At 71.8% G+C, this 20,701-nt stretch carries 25 protein-coding genes; 15 read left to right on the top strand and 10 right to left on the bottom strand.

The features are described from left to right. Positions 1-24 precede the first annotated feature (24 nt). Both ACQPZA_RS03470 and ACQPZA_RS03465 read right to left on the bottom strand, forming a co-directional pair. Entirely contained in the window at positions 25-612 is a 588-nt protein-coding gene (locus ACQPZA_RS03470; protein WP_433278311.1) for a hypothetical protein, read from the bottom strand. Positions 613-786: 174 nt separating this feature from the next. Then, positions 787-1,248 (bottom strand): VOC family protein, encoded by a 462-nt coding sequence (locus tag ACQPZA_RS03465; RefSeq protein WP_433278308.1) that lies wholly within the window; start codon positions 1,246-1,248, stop codon positions 787-789. Between the two features lie 69 nt (positions 1,249-1,317). Here ACQPZA_RS03465 and ACQPZA_RS03460 point away from each other — a divergent pair, with 69 nt between their 5' ends. Next, on the top strand, positions 1,318-2,310 hold the full coding sequence (locus ACQPZA_RS03460; RefSeq protein WP_433282663.1) for a helix-turn-helix transcriptional regulator: 993 nt from the start codon (positions 1,318-1,320) through the stop codon (positions 2,308-2,310). Here ACQPZA_RS03460 and ACQPZA_RS03455 read toward each other — a convergent pair. Continuing rightward, entirely contained in the window at positions 2,307-3,389 is a 1,083-nt protein-coding gene (locus ACQPZA_RS03455) for an aldo/keto reductase (RefSeq protein ID WP_433278306.1), read from the bottom strand. The two genes, ACQPZA_RS03460 and ACQPZA_RS03455, sit on opposite strands and share 4 nt — an antisense overlap. Before the next feature lie 112 nt (positions 3,390-3,501). On the opposite strand from ACQPZA_RS03455, the gene ACQPZA_RS03450 reads away from it, so the two are divergent. Continuing rightward, positions 3,502-4,386: an AraC family transcriptional regulator gene (locus tag ACQPZA_RS03450; RefSeq protein WP_433278304.1), complete on the top strand. Its 885-nt coding sequence runs from the start codon at positions 3,502-3,504 to the stop codon at positions 4,384-4,386. 23 nt (positions 4,387-4,409) lie between these two features. Here the strand turns inward: ACQPZA_RS03450 and ACQPZA_RS03445 are convergent, their stop codons facing one another. After that, the gene (locus tag ACQPZA_RS03445) at positions 4,410-5,015 is read right to left on the bottom strand and encodes a helix-turn-helix domain-containing protein (protein WP_433278302.1); all 606 of its coding nucleotides are present in this window, start codon (positions 5,013-5,015) and stop codon (positions 4,410-4,412) included. Between the two features lie 152 nt (positions 5,016-5,167). Here ACQPZA_RS03445 and ACQPZA_RS03440 point away from each other — a divergent pair, with 152 nt between their 5' ends. The 6 genes from ACQPZA_RS03440 (at position 5,168) to ACQPZA_RS03415 (ending at position 10,550) form a co-directional block, all read left to right on the top strand. Then, the gene (locus ACQPZA_RS03440; protein ID WP_433278300.1) at positions 5,168-6,613 is read left to right on the top strand and encodes a purine-cytosine permease family protein; all 1,446 of its coding nucleotides are present in this window, start codon (positions 5,168-5,170) and stop codon (positions 6,611-6,613) included. Between the two features lie 27 nt (positions 6,614-6,640). Further along, positions 6,641-7,702: an isopenicillin N synthase family dioxygenase gene (locus ACQPZA_RS03435; RefSeq protein ID WP_433278298.1), complete on the top strand. Its 1,062-nt coding sequence runs from the start codon at positions 6,641-6,643 to the stop codon at positions 7,700-7,702. Positions 7,703-7,878: 176 nt separating this feature from the next. Next, positions 7,879-8,274: a GntR family transcriptional regulator gene (locus ACQPZA_RS03430; protein WP_433278296.1), complete on the top strand. Its 396-nt coding sequence runs from the start codon at positions 7,879-7,881 to the stop codon at positions 8,272-8,274. Next, positions 8,267-9,148, top strand: a complete 882-nt coding sequence (locus tag ACQPZA_RS03425) for an ATP-binding cassette domain-containing protein (protein ID WP_433278294.1) — start codon at positions 8,267-8,269, stop codon at positions 9,146-9,148. The genes ACQPZA_RS03430 and ACQPZA_RS03425 overlap by 8 nt, the downstream gene beginning before the upstream one ends. Beyond that, positions 9,145-10,104 carry a hypothetical protein gene (locus ACQPZA_RS03420; protein ID WP_433278292.1) on the top strand — a complete coding sequence of 320 codons (960 nt, stop codon included), beginning with the start codon at positions 9,145-9,147 and terminating at the stop codon, positions 10,102-10,104. Before ACQPZA_RS03425 ends, ACQPZA_RS03420 begins: the two co-directional genes overlap by 4 nt. Before the next feature lie 104 nt (positions 10,105-10,208). After that, positions 10,209-10,550, top strand: a complete 342-nt coding sequence (locus tag ACQPZA_RS03415; protein ID WP_433278290.1) for a hypothetical protein — start codon at positions 10,209-10,211, stop codon at positions 10,548-10,550. Between the two features lie 3 nt (positions 10,551-10,553). Here ACQPZA_RS03415 and ACQPZA_RS03410 read toward each other — a convergent pair whose 3' ends face one another. Continuing rightward, positions 10,554-11,099: a TetR/AcrR family transcriptional regulator gene (locus ACQPZA_RS03410; protein WP_169396094.1), complete on the bottom strand. Its 546-nt coding sequence runs from the start codon at positions 11,097-11,099 to the stop codon at positions 10,554-10,556. Positions 11,100-11,223: 124 nt separating this feature from the next. Between ACQPZA_RS03410 and ACQPZA_RS03405 the strand changes: the two genes are divergently transcribed. The 5 genes from ACQPZA_RS03405 (at position 11,224) to ACQPZA_RS03385 (ending at position 15,212) form a co-directional block, all read left to right on the top strand. Next, entirely contained in the window at positions 11,224-11,637 is a 414-nt protein-coding gene (locus tag ACQPZA_RS03405) for a hypothetical protein (RefSeq protein WP_433278288.1), read from the top strand. A 34-nt stretch (positions 11,638-11,671) separates the two neighbouring features. Continuing rightward, entirely contained in the window at positions 11,672-12,511 is an 840-nt protein-coding gene (locus tag ACQPZA_RS03400) for an oxidoreductase (protein ID WP_433278286.1), read from the top strand. Positions 12,512-12,736: 225 nt separating this feature from the next. Beyond that, positions 12,737-13,867, top strand: a complete 1,131-nt coding sequence (gene sfnG, locus ACQPZA_RS03395; protein WP_433278284.1) for a dimethylsulfone monooxygenase SfnG — start codon at positions 12,737-12,739, stop codon at positions 13,865-13,867. Positions 13,868-13,870: 3 nt separating this feature from the next. After that, a complete protein-coding gene (locus ACQPZA_RS03390) occupies positions 13,871-13,933 on the top strand; it encodes a putative leader peptide (protein WP_433282661.1) in 63 nt (20 codons plus the stop codon). A 46-nt stretch (positions 13,934-13,979) separates the two neighbouring features. Next, a complete protein-coding gene (locus tag ACQPZA_RS03385) occupies positions 13,980-15,212 on the top strand; it encodes an acyl-CoA dehydrogenase family protein (protein ID WP_433278282.1) in 1,233 nt (410 codons plus the stop codon). A gap of 18 nt (positions 15,213-15,230) precedes the next feature. Here ACQPZA_RS03385 and ACQPZA_RS03380 read toward each other — a convergent pair whose 3' ends face one another. The 3 genes from ACQPZA_RS03380 to ACQPZA_RS03370 are packed head-to-tail and all read right to left on the bottom strand — an operon-like array spanning position 15,231 to position 17,763. Beyond that, a complete protein-coding gene (locus ACQPZA_RS03380; protein WP_433278280.1) occupies positions 15,231-15,677 on the bottom strand; it encodes a nuclear transport factor 2 family protein in 447 nt (148 codons plus the stop codon). Further along, a complete protein-coding gene (locus ACQPZA_RS03375; protein ID WP_433278278.1) occupies positions 15,674-16,780 on the bottom strand; it encodes a Gfo/Idh/MocA family protein in 1,107 nt (368 codons plus the stop codon). The genes ACQPZA_RS03380 and ACQPZA_RS03375 overlap by 4 nt, the downstream gene beginning before the upstream one ends. Beyond that, complete coding sequence (locus ACQPZA_RS03370; protein ID WP_433278276.1) at positions 16,777-17,763, bottom strand: NADP-dependent oxidoreductase; 987 nt, start codon at positions 17,761-17,763, stop codon at positions 16,777-16,779. Before ACQPZA_RS03370 ends, ACQPZA_RS03375 begins: the two co-directional genes overlap by 4 nt. A gap of 160 nt (positions 17,764-17,923) precedes the next feature. Between ACQPZA_RS03370 and ACQPZA_RS03365 the strand changes: the two genes are divergently transcribed. Continuing rightward, on the top strand, positions 17,924-18,292 hold the full coding sequence (locus ACQPZA_RS03365; RefSeq protein WP_433278274.1) for a winged helix-turn-helix transcriptional regulator: 369 nt from the start codon (positions 17,924-17,926) through the stop codon (positions 18,290-18,292). Here ACQPZA_RS03365 and ACQPZA_RS03360 read toward each other — a convergent pair. Beyond that, positions 18,289-18,978 carry an ATP-binding protein gene (locus ACQPZA_RS03360; RefSeq protein WP_433278272.1) on the bottom strand — a complete coding sequence of 230 codons (690 nt, stop codon included), beginning with the start codon at positions 18,976-18,978 and terminating at the stop codon, positions 18,289-18,291. The two genes, ACQPZA_RS03365 and ACQPZA_RS03360, sit on opposite strands and share 4 nt — an antisense overlap. 116 nt (positions 18,979-19,094) lie before the next feature. Between ACQPZA_RS03360 and ACQPZA_RS03355 the strand changes: the two genes are divergently transcribed. Beyond that, complete coding sequence (locus tag ACQPZA_RS03355; protein WP_433278270.1) at positions 19,095-19,802, top strand: hypothetical protein; 708 nt, start codon at positions 19,095-19,097, stop codon at positions 19,800-19,802. 113 nt (positions 19,803-19,915) lie between these two features. Here the strand turns inward: ACQPZA_RS03355 and ACQPZA_RS03350 are convergent, their stop codons facing one another. Further along, the gene (locus ACQPZA_RS03350) at positions 19,916-20,638 is read right to left on the bottom strand and encodes a hypothetical protein (protein WP_246266310.1); all 723 of its coding nucleotides are present in this window, start codon (positions 20,636-20,638) and stop codon (positions 19,916-19,918) included. Positions 20,639-20,701: the final 63 nt, after the last annotated feature.

The following is a 20,701-nucleotide window of genomic DNA, read 5'->3' as shown; positions in this document are numbered from 1 at the left end:
CTCGGAGCTGCGCAGGCAGTGCGCTCAGAGGTCGGAGTTGGTGTCCTCACAGAGGACGGTGACGCTGAGTTGCGCCGGTTCGCTGGTGGGGTTGCTGTACGCGATGGTCGCGCCCTGGCGGTCCTGGAACTGAGCTGGGTAAGCAGGCCCGAAAGCAACTCCGGACGGGTCGGTGTACGAGAAGTCCAGCCGGGTGTCGCCGGGATCGCAGTAGGCGCTGTCCTCGTTCGGGGGCGTGCCGGGGGCGGCCGTAATGATGTTCGACCTCGTGTACGTATCGGTCGGGGCGGGGGGAACCGTCGTCGTGGGAGGTGGCGTGGGCCTGGTCCGCTCTGCGCCATCGGGAACATTGACGCAGTTGCCGCTCTGCTCCTGGACCACCAGCGGCGGGACCGGGGCGGGCGTGGTGGGCGGCAGCCCGTTGATGGTCCGCTCGGAGGTGCAGCGGTTGATCTGCTCCCGCTGCACGTCGTCGTCGAGCCAGAACCGGAACGAGCCCGTCCCGCTGCCACCGCGGTCACGGTCGCCGTCGTCGTTCGCGAACGCCAGTGGGCTCAGCGCGAGCATCCCGGCTGTGGCGGCGACCGCCACGATTCCAATCTTCTTCGACACAGACGTCTCCTCATGCGAGCCGGAATGATTCCGACGCTCGGACTCAGCGCGCTTCGACGGGGAGCCTGCGCACGTGCGGAACCTAGCGGGCGCCGCATACGGCAACAAACAGCGCAACACCACTGAACGGGTGGAATACCCTCAGTCAGGTTGTTCCTCCGATGGTGGAATTTCTCAGTCCAGGCAGAACTCGTTGCCCTCGGGGTCGGTCATCACGATGACGCCGGGGCTCAAGGGAGGAGCGGGCTCGTCGCGCCGTACGCGCGTGGCCCCCAGTGCGACGAGCCGGTCGCACTCGGCCTCCAGCGCCGCCATCCGCTCGTCCCCCCGCAGTTCGGGAGCCACCCGGACATCGAGGTGGACGCGGTTCTTGGCGAGCTTGCCCTCCGGGACCTTCTGGAAGAACAGCCGAGGACCACGCCCCTCCGGGTCCTCGACGGCCGATCTCGTGGTGCGCTCCTCCTCCGGCACGCCGATCCGCACGAGGAAGTCATCCCACGCGGCCATCGGGTCGGCGCCCTCGGGCAGGTCGACGCCGGGCGGTCCGGGATGGACGTAGCCCAGCACGTCGCGCCAGAAGGACGAGAGCGCCCGCGGGTCGTGGGCATCGAAGGTGACCTGGATCTGTCGACTCATGAGCATCACCCTGACACCCCTGGCGGACAGGATCGGTCCGCTATCTCGGGCAGGCTGGGCGACATGGGCATGGCGAGCGGTGCCGAGCGGGGGACGACGGAGCGGGTGCTCACCCTGCTCGGGCTGCTGCAGCAGCGCCCGCTCTGGACCGGCCCCGAGCTCGCCGAACGGCTCGGGGTCACGGCGCGCACGGTGCGGCGCGACGTCGAGCGGCTGCGCACGCTCGGCTATCCGGTGCATGCCGGCCAGGGTGTCGGCGGCGGCTACCGGCTCGGCCCGGGGCAGGACCTGCCGCCGCTGCTTCTCGACGACGAGGAGGCGATCGCCACCGCGGTCTCGCTGCTCGCCGGCGCGGGTGGCGCGGTCACCGGCGCGGGCGACGCCGCACTGCGGGCGCTGACCAAGCTCGACCAGGTGCTGCCCGTCCGGCTGCGGCACGAGGTGCGTGCGCTGGCCGGCTCGGTGGAGTCCTTCGGCGGAGGCCGCACGCCGGTCGACCCCGAGGTGCTCACCACGTTGGCCAGAGCCTGCAGGGACGAGGTCGAGGCCGGCTTCGACTACCCGTCCCGGAGCGAGGTGCGACGGCGGCGGGTCGAGCCCTACCGCCTGGTCGCCTCCGACCGGCGCTGGTACCTCCTCGCCTACGACCTCGATCGCGACGGCTGGCGCAGCTTCCGCGTCGACCGGATGACCGGCGTCTCGGCCCGGAGCTGGCGCTTCCGCCCGCGTGTGGCGCCCGACGCGGCGACCTACGTGCAAGAGGGTGTGGCGAGCCGGGCCTACCCGTACCAGGCGCGCTTCCTCGTGCACGCGCCGGCCGACACGGTGCGTGCGCAGGTCCCGGCGTCGGCGGCCGTCGTGGAGCCGCGGGGGAACGAGCTCTGCGAGGTGCTCAGCGGCGCCGGGAACCTCGACTTCCTGCTCATGCACGTGCTCCTGCTGGGGCACGACTTCGAGGTGCTCGACCCACCGGAGCTCGGGAGGCGCTGCCGCGTGCTGGCGGAGAGGCTGCTGTCGGCCGGTGCCGCGAGTGCCGGTCCCGGCGACACCGATCTCGACTAGTAGCGGGTCCGGCTGCCGGCGAGCGGCGGGTTGGCGGCGTGGGTCACGCCGTCGACCGTCGCCCCTGCGAACTGCAGGATCGGCGCATGCGCGAGGTACTGGGCGGGGAACTCGAGCGCGGGCACCGAGACCGCATCCAGCCGGGCGCGCTGCACGTCGTCGAGCGTGACGTCCAGCGCGGTGAGGTTGGCCTGCAGCTGCTGCGGGGTGCGCGCGCCGAGCAGCGTCGACGCGACTCCGGGACGGCCCATCACCCACGCGATCGCGACCGCCGCCTGCGCCGCGCCGAGCTCGGCGGCCACCGCGTCGACCTCGTCGACCACGGCCCACTCGGCCTCGCTCGTCCCGCTGACCATCTCGGCGCGCCTGGCGTCCTCGGGCACCGCGCGGTCACGGCGGTACTTGCCCGACAGGTGCCCGTTCTTCAACGGGCTCCAGGTCATCACGCCCATGCCGTGCGCCCGGGCCATCGGGATCTGCGCGCCCTCGACGGTGCGCGCGAGCAACGAGTACTCCACCTGCAGCGCGACCACCGGCGACCAGCCGCGGAAGTGCGCGATGGTCTGCGCCTCGCTGGCGACCCACGCCGGGACGTCGGAGAAGCCGAGGTAGCGGACCTTGCCGTCGCGGACCAGATCGTCGAGGGCCCGCAAGGTCTCCTCGATCGGCGTGCTGCGGTCCCAGTTGTGCAGCCACAGCAGGTCGACGTAGTCGGTCTGCAGGCGGCGCAGCGACTGCTCGCACTGTTCGATGAGCGCCTTGCGCCCGGCGCCGCCGCCGTTGGGGTCGCCGAGGTGCAGGTTGCCGAAGAACTTCGTGCCGAGGACGACGCGGTCGCGCAGGCCCGGCCGGGCGGCGAGGAAGTCGCCGACGATCTTCTCGCTGTGGCCGTTGGTGTAGATGTTGGCGGTGTCGATGGAGTTGCCGCCGGCGTCGAGATAGGTCGACAGCAACTGGTGGCTGGTCTCCGGGTCGGCGCCCCACCCCCAGTCCTCGCCGAAGGTCATCGTGCCGAGGGTGAGCGGGCTGACGCGCAGGCCGGAGCGGCCGAGGGTCACGTAGGAGTCGAGTGCAGGCATGCCTCCAGCACAGCACCGGACCGGCGACCCGCCGTAGACCGATCCTGCTCGATGAATGCACGATCCTGCCAACCGTCCCCGGATCCAGCACGGAGGTGGTTGGCTGCCACCCATGGACGCGCTGGGCCGGCTGCGCTCGCTGATCAGCCGTCACGCCGGTGAGGGCGTGACGCCCACGGCGTTGCCCGGCGTCGGCGTCATGGCCTCGGCCACGACCACCGAGCCCGTCGGGAGCATGGCCGAGCCGACGGTGGCGGTGGTCGTGCAAGGCGCCAAGAAGACCGTTCTCGGCGACCGCGTCTTCTCCTACGGCGCGGGCCAGTACCTCGTCGTCTCGGTCGACCTGCCGGTCACGGGCGCCATCACCCGCGCCTCCGCCGCCGAGCCCTTCCTCGCCTTGATCCTGCGTCTGGACCCGGGGGCGATCGCGGCGCTGCTGCGGGAGACCGCCGCGGCCGTGCGGCCCGGTCCGGTACGCGGTATCGCGGTGAGCGACGCCGGACCCGCGCTGCTGGACGCGGCCGCCCGCCTGCTGGGTCTGCTGGAGCAGCCTCAGGACGTCACCGCGCTGGCACCCGGCTATGAGCGCGAGATCCTCTGGCGTCTGGTCAGCGGCGAGCAGGGCGCGATGGTCCGCCAGATCGGCCTGGCCGACAGCCACCTGTCCCACCTGGGCCGCGCGATCTGCTGGCTGCGGGGCCACTACGACCAGACGATCCGGGTCGAGGACCTGGCCGAGATGTCGGCGATGAGCGTCAGCTCCTTCCACCGCCACTTCCGGGCGGTCACCGAGATGACCCCGATCCAGTTCCAGAAGCAGGTCCGGCTGCAGGAGGCCCGGGCCCGCCTGATCGCCCAGCCCGGCACCGTCGCCGGTGTGGGGTTCGCGGTCGGCTACGACAGCCCGTCCCAGTTCAGCCGGGAGTACCGCCGGATGTTCGGCGTCTCGCCCGGCCGCGATGCCGCCCGGCTGCGCACGCCGTCACCCGCCCGTTAGGAGTGCGTTCCGACCGGTGGGCGTCACGGCTGCGGAGGACGGCGGCGCGCTCCCTCCGACGGGTGGGCGATGGCGAACAGGACGTGGGCGGCTCCGCCGTCGACGAGGTGCCAGCGGTGCGGCAGGGCCGCGGGGTGGGAGACGAGGTCGCCCGCGGCGAGCCGGACGACTCCGTACCCCTGCACCTCGACGTCGAGCCGGCCGTCGACGACGTAGACCGCGCAGTCCCCCGGCAGCTCGAACCACTCGGCGATGTGCTGGCCGGGGTCGATCCGGTACTCGACGATCTCCAGCGGGTTGCCGGGCTGCATCAACAGTGCACGCCCCACCGCGGCATCGGGCCGGTTCGCCACCGGGATCCCGCGGCCTTCTCCCGAGCGCACGACGGTGACCTGCGCGGCGGCCGGCGCCGGGAGCAGCGCTCCCGGCAGCACCCCGAGGGCCTCGGCGAGCCGGTACGTGGTGACCATCGAGGGCGCGCTCACCCCGCGCTCGATCTGGCTCAGGAACGGCTGGCTCACTCCGGACCGGCGCGCCAGCTCCCGCATCGAGAAGCCTGACTTCTCACGCAGCGCCCGCACGGCGGCGCCGACCCTGGCGTTCAACGCCGCCTCGTCCGCTGACGTCATCGTTCACACATTGGTTACAGTTTCCGAACGCCTAGGACATTCAAAACGGCCACTTTGACTGCTGGTACTTATCAAGAGCTCGATCCCGGTACCTCGGGGCGCGCGCCGACGCCCGCCCCGACTACGCGACAGCTGTGGCAGGAGTATGCCCGATGGCTCTACAGACCGGCACCGGCGACACCGAAGCGCTCGCACAGCCCGCTCCGCCCGGCCACATGATTCCTGCCGCCAATCGCTTGGGCGTGGAGAAGCGCGGCATCGAGCACATCCCGGACGGCGAACGGCACGGCACCGCGCGTCAGACCGGCCTGATGTGGAGCGGCGTCGTGCTCAACGTGCAGGTCGTCGTCTACGGGGCGCTGCTGGTCGGGTTCGGTCTGACCTGGTGGCAGTGCCTGCTGGCGGTCGTGGTCGGCAACCTCACCTGGCTGGTCACCGGGCTCTGCAGCCTGGCGGGCCCCGCTGCGGGCACCACCACGTTCACGATCAACCGGGCGCCCTTCGGCCGCCACGGGAACCGGCCGATCGCGTTCTTCAACTGGGTCATGCAGCTCGGCTACGAGGTGCTCGACATGGTCCTGATGACCTTCGCCGTGGTCGCGCTGCTCTCCCTCGCCGGCTTCCGGCTGAGCACGGGCGGGACGATCGCGGTGGTCCTGGTCCTCGCCGTGGTGCAGAGCGTGCTGCCCGTGATCGGGCACGCCGCCGTCAGCCGGGTCCTCCGGACGCTGGTACTGCCGTTCGCGGCGCTGTTCGTGGTGCTCGCGTGGCTCACCGCCGGCCACCTGACCGTGGCCCCCCGGGAACCGGCGGGGTGGGCGGTGTTCCTCGGCGGCGTCGCCCTCGCCGCATCCGCCTCCGGGCTCGGCTGGTCGCCGAACGCCGCCGACTACTCCCGATACCTGCCCCGATCGACCAGCCGGGGCCGCCTCGTCGCCTCGGTCGCGCTGGGCGGTGCGGTCCCGCAGTCGCTGCTCATGCTGCTCGGCGTCGGCGTCGGGCTCGTCGTCCCCGCCGCGTCGGACCCGATCAGCGGTCTGCCTGCGGCGTTCCCGCTGTGGTTCGTCGTGCCCTACCTCGTCCTGCTGATCGTGCAGATGCTCGCGCTGAACGCCGTCGACCTCTACTCCTCCGGGGTCACCCTGCAGGCCATCGGCGTGCGGATCGGACGCTGGCAGGCCGTCGTGCTGGACGGGGCCATCTGCACCGTCGTCACCCTCGCGGTCGTCTTCTCCGGCGACTTCAGCAGGATCCTCAGCGACTTCCTGCTCTTCATGATCGTGTGGTTCGCGCCATGGGCCGCCGTGTTCGTCGTCGACTACCTCCTGCGTGACGGCCGCTACGACCTCCGCAGGCTCGCCGACGACGGTCCGGTGGGCGACGACCGGGACCGGGGGTTCGGCACCGCGGGCCTGGTGGCCCAGGTCGCGGGGATGGCCGCCGCCACCCTCTGGCTCCACACGAGCGTCTACGCCGGGCCACTCGCTTCCGCCACCGGCGGTCTGGACCTCAGCGCGCCCGCCGGACTGGCCGTCGGCGGACTGGTCTACCTGCTGCTCGCCCGCCGCACCGTCCGGCCCGCGACAACCATCGGCTGAACCCGTCCACTCGAGAGGAGCACGCTCATGACCGGAGCCCTGACCCGCAACGGCGTCCTCGACGTCCCCGTCATCGACATCACCCCGTTCCGCACGGACGCCGACGACACCGCACGTGCCGCCGTCGCCGCGGCCGTCGACCATGCCGCCCGCACCGTCGGTTTCATGCAGATCGTCGGGCACGGCATCCCGCAGGGGACGCTCGACGCGTTCACCGCCGCCACCGACGCCTTCTTCGGCCAGGACCTCGACACCAAGGTCGCCTACCGCTGCCCGCCCGGGATCAACCGCGGCTACACCCCGCCGAAGTCCGAGGCACTGGCGAACAGCCTCGGCCTGACGAGCGCAGCCGACCTGTTCGAGGCGTTCAACGTGGGCACGCAGGCCTCGGACTTCCCCACCCTCACCCTCTCGCCCGACGACCACGAGGAGAACATCTGGCCGGACGTGCCCGGCTTCCAACCGGCCGTCGACGCCTGGTTCACCGCGGCAGGCGGCGTCGCCCGCACGATGACCAGGATCTTCGGCCGCGCACTCGGACTGGGTGAGGACTATTTCGTCCCGTCGACGGACCACTCCGTCGACGTCCTGCGGATGATCAACTATCGGCTCCCCTCCCCGGCCGTCGCGCTGGAGCCCGAGCAGGTCGGGATGGGTGCGCACACCGACTACGGGATCGTCACCGTGCTGTGGGCCGACGCCGTCCCCGGCCTCGAAATCCTCGACCTCGACGGCCGGTGGCACCCGGTGCAGCCGGCCCCCGGGGCCCTGCTGGTCAACCTCGGCGACGCACTCGCCCGCTGGACCAACGACCAGTGGATCTCGACCATCCACCGCGTCGCCGCCCCGCGGGTCGACGGCGTGCTGGTCCCCCGGCGCTCGGCGGCGTTCTTCCACGACGGCAACGTCGACGCCGTCATCGCGCCCCTGCCCACGTGCCTCGACTCCGGACACCCGGCCCTGTACGAGCCGGTGACCGTCGGCGAGCACCTGCGCGCCAAGCTCGCGGGCTCCCGCGGCGGCACCCTCACCGACGGCGCCCAGCGCGAGGCCGCCCGCCTCGAACGCTCGACAGCAGGGGGCCGCTAAGAGCACCCGCCGGGGGCAGCCCCGAGAGTTCAGGAAAGCCACTTTCAGGTCCTCTGCGGGCAGGAAAGTGGCTTTCCTGAACTCGGGTGCTCGGTTTCGGCGGCCGCTGGGCTTGACTTCCGTCCGCCCGCACCACCATCATTCCACTAACTACTTAGTTGTTTGAGGGTGAACGGGTGGAGTTCCGGATCGAGCGACGCTCGGGGGTGCCCACCTACCTGCAGATCGTCGCCCAGACGAAGCAGGCGCTGCGGCTCGGAGCGTTGCAGCCGGGTGACCGGCTGCCAACCGCGAAGGACGTGGTGAGCCGCACCGCGGTCAACCCCAACACGGTGCTCAAGGCCTATCGCGAGCTCGAACGTGAGGGTCTGGTGGAGCCCCGCCCCGGGCTGGGCACGTTCGTGCTGCGGTCCCTCGCCCGGCCCGGCTCGGAGGTCGACGCGCGGCTGCGGGCCGACCTGGAGCAGTGGATGAGACAGGCCACGGCCGCGGGGCTCGAGCACGAGGACATCGACGCGCTGGTCGCCGACGTCCGCGATCGGCACTTCCGAAGGGATGGCAGGGATGGGTGAGGGGGTCGTCCTGCGGTTCGACGGGGTCGGCAAGCGGTTCCGACGGCGCTGGGCGCTGCGCGACTGCGAGCTGGAGCTGCCCGGCGGCCGGATCGCCGCGCTGGTCGGGCCCAACGGGGCCGGAAAGACCACCGCGTTCATGCTGGCCAGCGGGTTGATGCGCCCCACGAGTGGGCGGGTCGACGTGCTCGGCGTCGATCCCGGCCGCTCCGGGATGGCGGCCGGGGCGAGTTTCGTCGCTCAGGACAAGCCGCTCTACGGGGCCCTGCGGGTGGACGAGATGCTGCGCGCCGGGACCGTGCTCAACGCGCGCGGCCGGTGGGACACGCCGTACGTGCTCCGGCTGGTCGACGAGGCCGAGATCGGGCTGGGCGAGCGGGTCGGAGAGCTCTCCCCGGGGCAGCGGGCCCGCGTGGCGCTGGCGCTCGCGCTGGGACGCCGGCCTGAGCTGCTGCTTCTCGACGAGCCGCTGGCCGAGCTGGATCCACTCGCCCGCAAGCAGGTGATGGCGACCCTGCTCGCGGAGGCCGCCGAGACCGGCACGACGGTGCTGCTGTCCTCCCACGTGATCGCCGACCTCGAGGACTCGTGCGACTACCTCGTCCTGCTCCGCGACGGCCGGGTCCGGCTCTGCGGTGAGGTCGAGGAGCTTCTCGCCGCGCACCGGCATCTCACCGGTCCCGCCGACAGCGCCGCCGATCCGGGCGCCGGGCACGTGGTGCACCGGTCGACCGTCGGGCGACAGACCACGGCCCTGATCCGCGACACCGAGGTCCCACCCGGGTTCCGGGCGGTCACACCGACACTGGACGACCTCGTCCTCGGCTACCTGCAGCAAGAACCTGCACCGACGAGCACCGGGAGCGCGGCATGACCTGGTTGGTCTGGCGCAGGCAACGCGCTGCACTGCTGCTCTGCGCGGCCCTGCTGGGCGGCACCGCGCTCGTCCTCGTCGCCGCGCGGCTGCTGCTCACCGGCGCCGCCGCCGAGCTCGGCGTCACCGCATGCCTGACGGACCGCGCGGTCGACTGCACCGACGGCGGTCGGCGCTACGAGCTCTACCAGTCCTTCCGCGGCTTCCAGGGTCCCGCGCGGGCGTGGCTGTGGGTCCTCGCCCCGATCGTCGGGATGATCGCCGGAGCCGGGCTGTTCGCACGCGAGTTCGAGCAGCGCACCCAGGTGTTCGCCCTGACCCAAGCGACCAGCCGGACCCGCTGGTGGGCCACCGGCATCGCGGTGACGCTCGTGCCGGTCCTCGTCGCCGTCGCCGGGCTGACGCTCGTCGCGTCGTGGGCCCTGGCACCGTTCGCGGTGCTCTACGAGCACTACCGCATCGAGCCGCTGGACTTCGACCTGTCCGGCGTGCTGCCGGTCGGCTACGCCCTCCTGGCCTTCGCCATCGCGGCGGCCGCCGGGCTGCTGCTCCGCAACTCGCTCGCCACGATCGTGGTGACCGTCCTCGGCTGGACGCTCGTCTTCTTCGTGGTTGTCTACGGCCGCTACGACTACCTGCCCGCCAGCACCATGACCGACCCGCTCGCCGACACGTGGCGCGGCTGGGACACGAACACCGGCCCGGGCACCATGCCGCGGGACCTCGGCTTCCTCGACGCCGCAGGCAACCGGATCGACGTCGCCGCCGTCTACCGTCAATGCGCGTCGGACGACATGCGCGTCTGCGCGCACGATGCCGGCGCTGTCTCGATCTACCGGGACTACCAGCCGGACGCGAACTACTGGCCGCTCCAGGGCATCACGACCGCCATCATGATCGTGCTCAGTGCCCTGACCCTCGCAGCCGGCAAACTCCGGCTCCGCCGAGTGGTCTGACCGCCGGCGCAGCGCGCCCCGAGGTTCAGGAAAGCCACTTTCCTGCCCGCAGAGGGCCTGAAAGTGGCTTTCCTGAACCTGGGGTGGTCGGTCAGACTCCGCCGGTGACGCGGGCCGTGGGGTGGCTGGGGGTGGCGCTTCTCGGCGCGGTGCTCGCCGGCTGCGCCGCCGGACCGGTCCCGCCGGCACCCCCGCAGTTCAGCGCCACCCCGCCGCCGCCGGATCCCGTGACGGTGTGCGTCAACCAGCTCACCTACTGGGCCGCGGAGGACCTCCGCGGGGCTCCCGACCAGGGGTACGACTACCAGCACCGCGGGCTCAGCTCGCAGCAGGCCGACGCGCTGCGCGAGATCGTCGACGAGGCCCGCGCCCTCGGCGACTCCCGCCCCGACGCCTTCGTGCCCGACCGCGTGCAGGCCGCCTGCGCGTCGATCGCCCCCCGGTAGTCGTCAGCGCCGGCCCACACCGACCAGCAGCGTGTCGACGACGAGGTCGGCGGCCTGCGGGGGCTCGACCCGCGGGAAGGCGTGGGCGACGGAGTCGACGAGCTGGTCCAGGACGGCACGGGTCCAACCGGGCGGCATGTCGGCTCGCAGGAGACCGTCGTCGGCCGCCCGCTGGAGGAACACGTCGAGCCGATGGCTCTGCTGCTCCCGGCGCGCGTGTGCCTCCGGGTCGGCACGCATCATCCGGCGCACGTCCACCGGCCACTCCCGGCTGACCGGGACGATGCCCTCCACGTAACGGTGCAGGGCCACCGCCACCGGCGCCTCGACGAGCCTGGCGTCGTCGAGCACGCGCTCGGCCGAGTCGAGCTTCGCCTGGAAGACGGCGGCGAGCAGGGCCTCCCGCGTGGTGAATCGCCGGTAGACGGTGCGCCGGTCGACCCCCGCCTCGGCCGCGATGGTGGCGATGCTCGTGGCCGGGTCCTCGGCGAGCAGCCGCGCTCCGGTGCGCAGGACGGCGTCGATGTTGCGCGCGGCATCAGCTCTCATGACAGGTCCAGCCTAGCCATGTGAGGCACCTCATGGATCAGAGTCCTCGATCGAGTGGCATGAGACGTCTGTACTGCTACGTTGATGTGACAGTTACTTGGTAGCGCATCAGGAGGGTCGGCAGATGTCCGCCGCGTTCGTCTTCATAGCCACCAACAAGATCCGAGAGGGCAGGCTGGCGGACGAGAAGCGGCGCGTACCCGGCTGGGTCGACTTCATCGAGGAGAACGAGCCGCGCCTCATCGCTTTCCACCAGTTCCTCAGCGGCGACGGCACCGAAGTCGAGTACGTCCAGGTCCATCCGGACAGCGACTCCTTCGAGCACCACATGCGGGTCCTCGCGGACCGATCGAACCTCTCCTACACCGAGACCCTCGAAGGCACCACGAACATCCGCATCTACGGACAGCTCACCGCGACCGTTCTCGAGATGCTGCGCCGGGCAGTGGGACCGGACGTCCCCATCACCGTCCTGCCGACGCACCTCGGGGGCTTCACCCGGCAGGCGACGACAGAAGACGCCACATCGTCGGATTGACGCCATCCGATCCGACAGAACAGGGGAACGAAGCATGACCAGGACATGGCTCATCACCGGCAGCTCGCGAGGCTTCGGCCGCGAGCTCGCCGTCGCCGCACTCGAGAAGGGGGACCAGGTGGTCGCCACCGCCCGCCGTCGCGAGCAGGTCGAGGACCTCGTACAGAAGTACGGCGACCGCGCCCGCACGTTCGCCCTGGACGTCACCGATGCCGAGGCCGCGCGCGCCGCTGTGCAGTTCGCCGTGGACGAGTTCGGCCACCTCGACGTGGTTGCGAACAACGCGGGCTACGCGAACTCGTCGGCGATCGAGGAGACCCCGGACGAGGACTTCCGCGCGCAGGTCGAGGCCAACTTCTTCGGCGTCGTCAACGTCACGAAGGCCGCCCTGCCGGTACTGCGTGCACAGCGCTCCGGCCACTTCGTACAGTTCTCCTCCGTTGGCGGGCGCGTGGGTGGTTCCCCGGGCGCCGCCGCGTACCAGGCCGCGAAGTTCGCCGTCGAAGGTTTCTCCGAGGTGCTCAACAACGAGGTGAAGCCGCTGGGCATCAAGGTCACCATCATCGAGCCGGGCGCGTTCCGCACCGACTGGGCGGGCTCGTCGATGCGCCTCGCCCCCGTCGGGCCCGACTACGAGGAGACCGTCGGGGCGATGAACCGCCGGCGCGCCGGTATGGACCGATCGGCACCGGGGGACCCCGCGCGTGGCGCCCGGATCATCGTCGATCTCGTCGACCTTGCCGAGCCGCCGCTGCGGCTGCTCCTCGGCTCGGACGCTGTGGAGGCGGCCGAGCGGTCGTCCCGCTCCCGGGCCGCCGAGGCGGCGCAGTGGGCGCCGGTGAGCCGCTCGGCCGACTTTCCGCACGCTCGGTAGCAATTGTCCGGGCAGCGCGGAACACCGTCCCCTATCTGGGATTATGTGGCGCTCACCTGGGATGTGTGCTGTATTCGGAACGTGCCGCAGTCAGCCGCCCCGGGTCGTGTCCCGGCCGTGGCCTGCGCGCACCGTGTCGCACCGCGCTGTCCGGCTTCCTGACCTGCGGTCCACGCTCCGCCACAGCCCCCGCACTCTTCCCTCGCATCGAGGAGTTGCCCCGCCATGTCCCACGCCGAACAGGCTCCGCTGAAGTTCGCCTACTGGGTGCCCAACGTCAGCGGCGGCCTCGTCACCAGCACCATCGAGCAGCGCACGGATTGGGGGTACGACTACAACCGGAAGCTCGCTCAGCTCGCCGAGGCGAACGGGTTCGAGTACGCCCTGAGCCAGGTGCGCTACATCGCCAGCTACGGCGCCGCCTACCAGCACGAGTCCACGAGCTTCTCGCTCGCGCTCCTGCTCGCCACCGAACGGCTCAAGGTCATCGCCGCCGTGCACCCCGGGCTCTGGCAGCCCGGCGTGCTCGCGAAGCTCATCTCCACGGCTGACCACCTCTCCGGGGGACGCGCCGCGGTGAACGTCGTGTCCGGCTGGTTCAAGGACGAGTTCACCAAGCTCGGCGAGCCCTGGCTGGAGCACGACGAGCGCTATCGGCGCACCGAGGAGTTCATCCGGGTCCTGCGGGAGATCTGGACCAGCGACCACGCCGAGTTCCGCGGCGACTTCTACCGGCTGCACGACTTCGACCTGAAGCCCAAGCCCGTCGAGGTGCCCGGCAGACCACACCCGGAGATCTTCCAGGGCGGCAACTCCACCGCCGCCCGTCGCAACGGCGGCCGCGTGTCCGACTGGTACTTCTCCAACGGCAAGGACTACGACGGGTTCGCCGAGCAGGTGCAGGAGGTCAACGGGCACGCCGCCGACGCCGGCCGCCTCGGGCAGGTGCGGTTCGGTCTCAACGGCTTCCTCATCGCCCGCGACTCGGAACGGGAGGCGCGCGAGACCCTGCGCGAGATCATCGCGAAGGCCGACGCGGTGGCAGTCGAGGGCTTCCGCGGGGCCGTGCAGCAGGCCGGATCGTCCACATCGGACAAGCGCGGAATGTGGGCGGACTCGTCGTTCGACGATCTCGTCCAGTACAACGACGGCTTCCGCACCCAGCTGATCGGCACGCCGGAGCAGATCGCCGACCGGGCGATCGAGTACAAGCGCCGCGGGGCCGACCTGCTGCTGCTCGGCTTCCTGCACTACCACGAGGAGGTCGAGTACTTCGGCCGGCACGTGCTCCCGATCATCCGGGAGAAGGAGGCGGAGCTCGACGCCCGCGAGCTGAGCACGTCGAGCACCCGCTGAGCCGTGCTCCTCACCCGGCGCAGGCACATCGACCTCCTCCGGGTCGCGTCCAGCGGCTGTCGCTGACCGAAGCGACTGCCGCCCCAGGACGCCGACCACGAGAGGAACGACCATGACCACGCTCGAGAACCGTCCGACCACGACCCCGGACTGGGCGGCCCTGCCCGCTCCGGCCTCCCCCGACGAATGGCTGGCCCGCGCCCGCGAGGTGCGCACGATCCTCGCCGCCGACGCGGCCGCCCGCGACCAGGCAGGCGCCACCCCCTACGCCGAGATCGCCCTGCTCAAGGACTCCGGGCTCGTCACCCTGCTCGGCCCCGTCGAGCGCGGGGGCGGCGGCCAGGAGTGGCCGCTCGCCTACCGGGTGGTGCGCGAGGTGGCCGCGGGAGACGGGTCGATCGGCCAGCTGCTCGGCTACCACTACCTGTGGTTCTGGGCCGCGCGGCTGGTGGGCACCCCCGAGCAGATCGCGGCCGTGGAGGCCGACGCCACCCGCAACCGCTGGTTCTTCGGCGGAGCCGTGAACCCCCGCGACGCCGACGTGGTGATCCGCGACGACGGCGACCACATCGTCTACAACGGACGGAAGTCGTTCTCGACGGGGAGCAAGGTCTCGGACGTGACGGTGCTGGAGGGCGTGCTGGACGGCACCGACACGCACGTCTTCGCCATCGTGCCGAGCGACCAGCCGGGCATCACCTTCCACGACGACTGGGACAACATCGGCCAGCGGCTCACCGAGAGCGGCAGCGTCACGATCAGCGAGGTCCACGTGCCGTGGGGCGCCGCGGCGGGCTTCGTGGACAAGGCGTTCCAGCCGCGCGTCTACAACACCCTGAACGTCCCGACGATCCAGCTCGTGTTCGTCAGCTTCTACCTGGGCGTCGCCCGCGGCGCCCTGGAGACCGCGGTGGAGTACACCAGGACGCAGACGCGGGCGTGGCTGCACGGCGGGCACGAGCGCGCGGTCGACGAGCCGTACCAGCTGGACCTGTACGGCGACCTCGCGTCCAAGCTGTGGGCCGTCGAGGCACTCGCCGACCAGGTGGCACAGGAGGGCCTGGCCATCCACCGCGACGCGGCGAACGTCACCGAGCGGCAGCGCGGCGAGCACGAGGTCCGGGTGGCCGCGGTGAAGGCGAGGGCCACGGACGTGGCGCTGGAGGTCACCAGCCGGGTGCTGGAGGGCACCGGGGCCCGCTCGACGACGCGGGCGCTGGGCTTCGACCGGTTCTGGCGCAACGTCCGGACCCACACCCTGCACGACCCGGTGTTCTACAAGCGCCGCGAGGTGGGGGCGTACCTGCTGAAGGACGAGCTCCCCGAGCCCACGTGGTACAGCTGACCGGCCGGGTCGGCCTGCTCAGACATCGGGAACGCCGCCGCTGAGCAGGTCGACCCGCAGGCGGGTCAGTGTCATGGCCTCGATGTGCCAGCGACCGTCGACTCGCCGGTACTGCTCGTGGTAGTGGCCGTGGCCGTCCATTCCGCGCGGCTCCCCGCCGTCCTCGGGGAATCGGAGCAGGTCGTGCATCGCCCAGATGCCGGTGGCGGTGTCCGGGCCGGTGATGACGATCTCGGGCATGCCCCCGGTGTGCACGGTGGAGGCGTCCTCGATCCACCTACGCGTGACGGTGACGAACTCGTCGAGAGCCATCGCGACGCCGCCGGCCTCGATGCGGGCGTCCGCCGTGAACAGCCCGCGCCAGGCGTCCCAGTCCTTGGTGTCGAGGAGGCGGAAGTATCGGGCCTTCAGCTGCTTGATCTCCTCGACGTCCACCAGGCGCCGATACAGGTTTTCCTCGCTCATCCGACCAGCAACGCCCGTTCCGGCGTGGTCGCTGCCGTGATCGTGTCGAGGAAGGCGTGCATCCGGACCGCGGCGGCGAAGTCTGGCACCTCGTTCCGGTTCTCCCGGATGTCGCGGGCCAGCGCGGCGTACAGCCCCCCGACGGCCCGCGCCGGGGGCGTCGAGATCGCGGCGACCTCCGGGTCGTCGGGCACCGGCTGCGCGAGCTCCTTGACCACCGTCTCCGTGCCGCTGCCGCCGGCGAGGACGAGCTGGGTGGCCTGGATGTTGCCGTTGGCGAGCGGCGAGGTCAGTACGAGGTCGCCGTCGGTGCCGTTGATCTCCCAGCGCAGGTTCTCACCACGGGACACTCCCCCGCGGTAGTAGGCGGACACCACGGCGCCGGAGCGGAGAGTTCCCGTCAGCGCGATGTGGTCGGGCGTGGTGACGGGAACGTCCGTACCGTCGTCGACCATCCGCACGGTGGCGCGGCGGACCGCAGCGGTCGCGGTGACGCGGGTGAGCTCGCCGAGCGTGAACGCGATGGCATCGAGGCCGTAGGCGGCCGACGCGGTCAGCGGGGTCACGCCGTTGGCGGCATCGAAGAGGTAGGTCTGCCCGCGGTGGGTGGTCGCCCCCCAGGACGTCCCGGAGCCCACGATCGTCGTGCCGAGCACGTCCCCGACGTAACCGGCATCGACGAGCTCCCGGACCCTGCGGACCTCCGGCACGAACCTGCTCTGCAGGCCGACGGCGGTGCGGACACCGGCGGCGTCGGCACGGGCGGCGAGGTCCCGGGCCTGTGCGAGGTCGGTGCCCAGCGGCCACTCGCTGTAGACCATCTTTCCGGCCGCGAGAGCCGCGCTGACCAGGGCGTGATGCTCCGGCACCTTGACCGCCACCACGACCAGGTCCACGTCGGGGTGGGCGATCAGGTCGGCCGCGTTGTCGAAGGCGTCCACCCCGAACGTGGCCGCGGCGGCGTCCGCCGACGCGCGGCGGCTGGTGCTGACGGCGCGCAGCTCGTAGGCCGACAGTGCCTGCAATGCGGGGACGTGGACGTTCGCCGCCCAGCTGGTGGGTCCCGGGCTGGCCCCGATGATGCCGACTCCGATGGTGTTCACACGTTCTCCTGGTTCTGATGGTCGAATTCGAGGACCTGGCGGCCGCGGACGCCACCTGCCTCGAAGGCCCTGTGAGCGTCGGCGGCTCGCTCCGGCGGGAAGGTGCCGGCGACACGCAGGGACAGCGCCCCCTGTTCGGCGAGGCGACCCAGCTGTTCGAGCTTGTCGCGGGCATGGCCGTACTGCGGGACGTACACCTCGTGGACCGTGACCCCGTTCGGCAGGCCAGCGAGCAGGTCGGTGCCGGGTTCGCCCGTGCTGCGCAACAGCGCCAGCGCGCCGCCCGGACGGATGGCGGGCAGCACAGCGGTGCCGAGCAGCGCGGCGTCGATCACCGCGTCGACGCCGTCCGGGGCGGCGGCGCGGAAGCGTTCCGCGACGTCGGCCCCACGGGCGACGACGACGTCGGCCCCGAGTCGCCGCACGAGCTCCTCGTCGGACGGCGAGGCGTCGGCCAGCACGCGCAGCCCGTCGGCTTTCGCGAGCTGAACGGCGTACCCACCGACGGCCCCCGCGGCTCCGGTCACCGCGACCGTGCGCCCAGGTGGCAGCCGGAGCATGTCGAGAGCCAGGCGCGCGGTGAGCCCGTTCAGCGGGAGCGTCGCCGCCTCCGCGTGGCTGCTCCCGGCCGGTGCGTGCGCCACCTGGTCGGCGTCGAGCACGATGTACTCGGCGTAGGCACCACCGGAGGGTTCGATCGGGGTCACGATCGCCATGACCCGGTCGCCGACCCGCAGGTCGGTCTGCGTGCCCGGACCGATCTCGTCCAGGACGCCCGCCGCGTCCTGTCCGGGGCGGTAGGGCGGGTCGAGCTCGGTCAGCAGATGGTCGACCACGCCCGCGCGCAGCAACGTGTCGGCCGGGTTGACGGCGGCGGCGTGCACCCGGATCCGGACCTGCCCCGGCCCGGCGTGCGGTTCGGGAAGCTCGACGACCCGCAGGACCTCGGGCCCCCCGTACCGCTCGACACCTACTGCTCTCACGACGGTCTCCAGTACCTGGTCAGCCGCCAGGTATCTGATTGATACTGGCCCCATGAGTCTCAGCTCCGCCGGACCGTCGCCACAAGAAGGCAGTTCGACCTGCCCAGGTACCCCCGAGGGAACCACTCCGGCTGCCGGAGGCCCACCGATGTGCGCGGGTGTGGCGCCCGAACTCGTCCGCAGCGTGCTGGAACGCATCGGGGACAAGTGGTCGGTGATCGTCATCTGCCGGTTGGGGCCCGGACCACGGCGGTTCAACGAGCTGCGCAGGCTCGTCGACGGCATCACCCAGCGGATGCTGACCGCGACCCTGCGCGGCCTGGAGCGCGACGGGCTCGTGACCCGCTCGGTCTTCCCCACCGTCCCGCTGCGGGTCGAGTACGCCCTCACCGACTCCGGCCGCACCCTGCTGGACGTCGTCCAGGCCCTCGTCGGCTGGGCGGGCGCGAACGCGGAGACGGTGCACGTCGCACGCAAGGAGTTCGACCGGCGGGCCCACGAGCAGCCGCAGCCGGTCGGCGCAGGCTAGAGCGACGAGAGTGCGTGGCCGCGGGCGAGCAGCCGCTCGCTGGCCAGCAGGATCTCCCGCGCGCGCACGTTCGCGGCACCGGCGTCCGCGACGGCGGCAGCGGACCGGCTCCGCGCTTCCGCCGCCCGGCGGATGAGCACGGCCCGGCCGTGGCGCCGGTCGCCGGTCGCCCGGTCGACGGCCGGGCACGCGACCCCCGTCGGGGCCCGGCGGAGCAGTGCCCTGGACCGCGAGCCGGGCAGCGGGACGGGACAGCTCGTGATCGTCACGACGGTGCCGTCGGTGCCGGTACGGAGGCCGAGGTCGGCCACGCACTCCCGCATGAGGGTGAGCCCGTGGCCCCGGAACCCGGAGTCCGCGGGTGCGGTGCGCCAGCGACCCCAGTCGCGTACGACGAGAACCACGAATCGCTCGCGGCGTTCCGCGTGGAGCCCGCCGACGACCTCGACCTCGCCCGCCGGTACGGCCGAGTACCCGTGCTCCACCGCGTTGGTGCACGCCTCACTGACCGCGAACACGACGTCGTCGCGGTCGGCGTCGGGCCACCAGAGCCCGCGCAGCCAGCCGTCGATCTCGGCTCGGACGACCCGCAGCGCGGCAGGTTCCGCGTGCAGCCGCAGCGCGAGCCCGGCCGCGCCTGCCTGCCCGGACGCAGCACCGTGGCCGGAACCGTCCGAGTCAGTCACGCGGGCAAGCATGACGGGAACTGCACGTTCCCACCACGACCTCGGCCGCACAGGTCGCACGACCGGTCGGCAGAGGTGCACCATGGCACGCGTCAGCGTCAGGGAGGAGCAGACGCATGGACTGCAGCGGCACGCCGGCCGGTTCCTCCGCTCCCGCCGAGCGCAGGGACGACGCGGCGGCCGATCGGGACGACGGCGCCGATGAGCGTGACGTCTCCTCGGCCCGGCGGGACCGCACGGCCGAGTCCCGCGACGAGCACGCCGAGGACCGGGACGCGGCCGCCCGCACGCACCGCAGCGATCTCGGCGACCGGCTCTGGGACATCCGCCGGCAGATCGTCGAACGCCTGCGGCGGATCGAGGACACCGACATCGACCCGGCCGCGTGGCAGAACCTCACCCCGGCCGCCCTGGCGCAGCTGCGCGACCACGCTGCCGAGCAGGGGCGGCTCGCGGCTCTCGACCGCGCCGCCGTCTCGTCCCTCATCGACGAGATCCTCACGGAGGTGGGGCCGGGTCACGACGAGCACCGGGCCGCTGCTGCCGACCGCACCGGCTCGGCGTCCGACCGCACCGCCTCCGCCCAGGACCGCATCGCCTCGGCAGGCGACCGCGACCTCGCCGCGGTCGACCGCGACCAGTCGGCGATCGAACGGGCCCAGGTGGACCCGCCCGAGGTCGCCGCGTCCGCGGACCCTTTCGCCGAGTCCCATCTGGACGACTGGTCGGAAGCGGTCGAGACGTCCCGGCAGCGGATCGCCGACAGCCGCGAGACCCTTGCCCGCTCCCACCGGACCACCGGGCCCGGCCACGGCGGCCCCTGAACACGCGGCAGTGCCCCGGTGGGCTGCATCACCACCGGGGCACTGGCCTGACGAGCGACCACGAGGGCAGGTCCGGGCGGCTCGGCGACGCCGACCGCCCGGACCCCTGTCGCTCAGTAGCCCCCGGAGCCGCCGGAGGAGGACTGCTGCTGTCCGCTGCCGGATCCCGGCTGGGTGCCCGCTGCCGCCGGCTCCTGCGTGGCCGCGGTCTTGCCGCCCTTCGGGTTCACCGCGAACCAGGTGCCGCCCACGCCCTGACCCTTGATGTCGCCGGGCTGCTGGTCCTTGGAGAAGTAGTAGATCGGCCAGCCGGCGATGGTCACCTGGCAGGTGCCGTCGGGACGTTCGACGTAACCGACGGTCTTGGCGTCGAGGCCGACGGTGTAGATGTCACCGGGGGACTTCACCAGCAGCGGCGGCCAGGTCGTCGCGCAGTCGCCCGTGCAGTTCGACTTCGACGGCTTCGCGGTGTCCTTGTCGAAGCGGTACAGGGTCATGCCGGAGCTGTCGCTGACGTACGGGCCGATCTGGGTGTTGGCGATCACCTGCAGCTGGATCGTGTTCGACGCGTGGTCGGTCGGCGGGGTGATCGCCGCGGTCGACGCCCCGGTGTAGATCTTGACCTTGCCCTGGGTGCGGGTGATGGTGGGTGCCTCGGTGGCGATGACCTGTCCGAACTGCTGCTGCGTCTGGTCCGGGGCCTGCTGCTCGGCGGAGGGCGGTGCGGCCGCTGCCGGCAGCGCAGCGGGCGGGGCGGCCGCAGTGCCGCAGGCAGCCAGCGCCGCGAGGCCCACGGCGGCGATGACGGCATGCCGGGCAACGGAGCGGAGCATCATGGTGAGTTCCTCGGGGAGATCTGCGGGCCGGTCGCTCCGACCCGTTCGGAGTAACACACGGAT

This window comes from Pseudonocardia xinjiangensis, assembly GCF_050948425.1.
GTDB lineage: Bacteria > Actinomycetota > Actinomycetes > Mycobacteriales > Pseudonocardiaceae > Pseudonocardia > Pseudonocardia xinjiangensis.
Note: the sequence above shows the minus strand (reverse complement) of the source record. Positions and strands in the feature narration are given on the sequence as shown.